We start from the raw sequence: 2,334 nt of genomic DNA, 5'->3' as shown, positions 1-2,334 counted from the left end.
AATTACGCAACAAAGCCCATGGCATTTTTCATTCCATCGTTGGGTTTTGTGTTTAAGGTGGTATGGTTAGGTTCAGTGGTGGCGTTGCTCACTACTTAACGCGGCGTTATGTCTCTGTAGAGTCAGATACATCCTGTGAAATGAAAGCCGTCCTTAGCTAATGTATATTTTAAAAAAGGAGCGATGATATGGGTCTGTTTAGTATGTTTAAACGAAAGAAAAATAATCCAGAATTGGAAAGTATTGTGGTAGGTTGGTTTCGCACAGAAACGAGTAAGTTATTGGGTTTAGAAGCAAATACAAAAGAATATAATGATGCTTGCCAATCAGCCGGAGAAACTCTTCAAGCAACCTTATTGCCTGTCTTGGATAAACAATTAATGCAAGATGTAGCTGATACGCTTTCTTCAATTTCATCTGACCGATTTAATGAAATGTTTGGAGAATATATGATTCTACTTTTTGTGAGATTTAGTGTCATTTCAAAGGAAATATTGAATGGTAGAGTAAATGCCGAAGAGGCTACACCAAATATTCTAGCTGGCGTCTTACACGACCAATTAAAAAATCTTATTAAACAGGTGAAATAAAAAGGCAAGGGATAGATATGTTCGGACTGTTCAAGAAAAAGCAAAAATCTGATTTGGAAAAGCTTATAGAGAAAGATGGTATTGAATATGCTGCAAAAAGATTTTCTGAAATCATATTGCAGAAGATACCAACAGCAGATATCACATACCAATTTGTCCTTGAGGAGATTGAGGCAGCGAGTCAAGGAAACGACACAGCAATAAGCTTTGCTAGAAACTGTGGTATTAGTCCACAGGAGTATAAAGGCTCAATGAGCAATTCTCGGCCAGAAGTGGATGGCCCTGATGGCCCTCAGCAATTCTTATTGGCACTTTGTATGCAACTTCAGCCTAATGTCGATTTAGTCGTAGAATTACGAACTAAGATCGTTGATAACATTATGAAAACTTTATCACTTGGGAAGTATGAAAGTCAGAAAAGCTCGCCCCTAAAGGGAGGTATGAGATTAGACGAAGCTGAAGTCGATATTTTATTCATCGTTAATGATGGTGCCGTTATTTACATTAATGATGAAGCGGGTCATTTATTTGAAATCGATAAAGATGGCGATGAAAAACTAGAGGGGAGAGTTGTCAACTTCGTTTTTTCAGGCCAATCAACAGGAACTGTTATTGAAGTATTTGTAGCATTCGATGATTCTGACTCTTACACAATGTTTACCCTCCAAACTGGGACGGTAGAACGGCTAAATTATGTCGCACAAGCTATATTTAAGTATTTCGCAGAAAATGGGATACAAGATGTGTTTTCACCTATTGAGCAATATGCTACTCAGTATGTCTACACATTTAAGCTGTATAGAAAAAGCGAAAAATACTTTATGGTTAATAACTCGCAAACACAAGCATACTTAATAGATGGTCCAACTATTTTGCGTGATGATGCAGATGAAATAAAAAGAATTTTTTGGGATTAACCATCTTTTTTCAAGAGTAATCTTCTATGGTTAAACGCAGAGATCTTAAACAAGTACATGAAAATGCTGTATTACAGCAATTCTCCAAATATATGGAAAATCTAGGTATCACCTTGGATGTGCTAGAAACACCTGATCCACCCGAGGCGATTATTGAAATCAATGGCAAGAAGACATGGCTAGAGGTCACTGATGCTTTCTTGGATAAAGATCATGCTATTGGTCTTACATAGACAGAACCTTAAGCACTAAGCTCAGCGTAAATCCCGTCTAACGTAATGTTTTCTTTAGACTTCCTCTGCGCGGGCTTTTGAGCGTTCCTTGATATATAACTGGTAGCCCATTCGATTTTATTGCTGATTTCTGACCATGCGCCGTGACTGATACATTCAAATATTGGTAACAGCCAGACATCCACATTTTTTGCCGCTTTAAACAATGAGACCGATGGCATTATCTGAAGCGCAATACTACGCCTAATGATCAGCGCAAGTAAACTGGCCCAGATGAGCCCATCAACGATGGCCTTTTGTGCGGTGACAAATCGTTGCCAGTTGGTGTGAGACTTTAACTCTTTAAAAAGCAGTTCCACCTGCCATCGACAGCGGTAGATCGCCATGATGTCATCGGCAGTAAAGGTGTCTGAAGGTAAGTTAGTTATCCAAATGATGTGCACCATTAATACTGGACAGTGAGCTTAGTGACTTTCCATACTTATGCTAATTCGTGATTTGCTAATACCTGGTTATCCGAAACTCATTTCTGTCCAGAAACGTTTTTAAAATTGATCAAACTCTATTGTCCTCCGTAAGCGTGTCACGAACCCC

At 38.6% G+C, this 2,334-nt stretch carries 3 protein-coding genes and 1 pseudogene; 3 read left to right on the top strand and 1 reads right to left on the bottom strand.

Translation table 11 applies throughout. The annotated features are described in order from the left end of the window. Nucleotides 1-188 precede the first annotated feature (188 nt). Genes AB4263_RS01165 through AB4263_RS01155 form a run of 3 tightly spaced genes read left to right on the top strand, consistent with a single transcriptional unit; the run spans nucleotide 189 to nucleotide 1,740 of the window. Nucleotides 189-590 (top strand): hypothetical protein, encoded by a 402-nt coding sequence (locus tag AB4263_RS01165; RefSeq protein WP_372097232.1) that lies wholly within the window; start codon nucleotides 189-191, stop codon nucleotides 588-590. A gap of 17 nt (nucleotides 591-607) precedes the next feature. Continuing rightward, complete coding sequence (locus AB4263_RS01160) at nucleotides 608-1,507, top strand: hypothetical protein (protein WP_372097230.1); 900 nt, start codon at nucleotides 608-610, stop codon at nucleotides 1,505-1,507. A gap of 26 nt (nucleotides 1,508-1,533) precedes the next feature. After that, nucleotides 1,534-1,740: a hypothetical protein gene (locus AB4263_RS01155; protein WP_372097228.1), complete on the top strand. Its 207-nt coding sequence runs from the start codon at nucleotides 1,534-1,536 to the stop codon at nucleotides 1,738-1,740. An 8-nt stretch (nucleotides 1,741-1,748) separates the two neighbouring features. Here AB4263_RS01155 and AB4263_RS01150 read toward each other — a convergent pair. Continuing rightward, a pseudogene (locus tag AB4263_RS01150) lies at nucleotides 1,749-2,174 on the bottom strand (transposase); the annotation flags it as partial. Nucleotides 2,175-2,334 lie beyond the last annotated feature (160 nt).

The organism is Vibrio sp. 10N.261.55.C5 (assembly GCF_041470505.1).
Taxonomy (GTDB): domain Bacteria; phylum Pseudomonadota; class Gammaproteobacteria; order Enterobacterales; family Vibrionaceae; genus Vibrio; species Vibrio crassostreae_C.
Note: the sequence above shows the minus strand (reverse complement) of the source record. Positions and strands in the feature narration are given on the sequence as shown.

Excerpts from the sequence above, each read along its gene's own strand:
- AB4263_RS01165 (WP_372097232.1), top strand. The coding sequence starts at position 189 with ATGGGTCTGTTTAGTATGTTTAAACGAAAGAAAAATAATCCAGAATTG.
- AB4263_RS01160 (WP_372097230.1), top strand. The coding sequence starts at position 608 with ATGTTCGGACTGTTCAAGAAAAAGCAAAAATCTGATTTGGAAAAGCTT.
- AB4263_RS01155 (WP_372097228.1), top strand. The coding sequence starts at position 1,534 with ATGGTTAAACGCAGAGATCTTAAACAAGTACATGAAAATGCTGTATTA.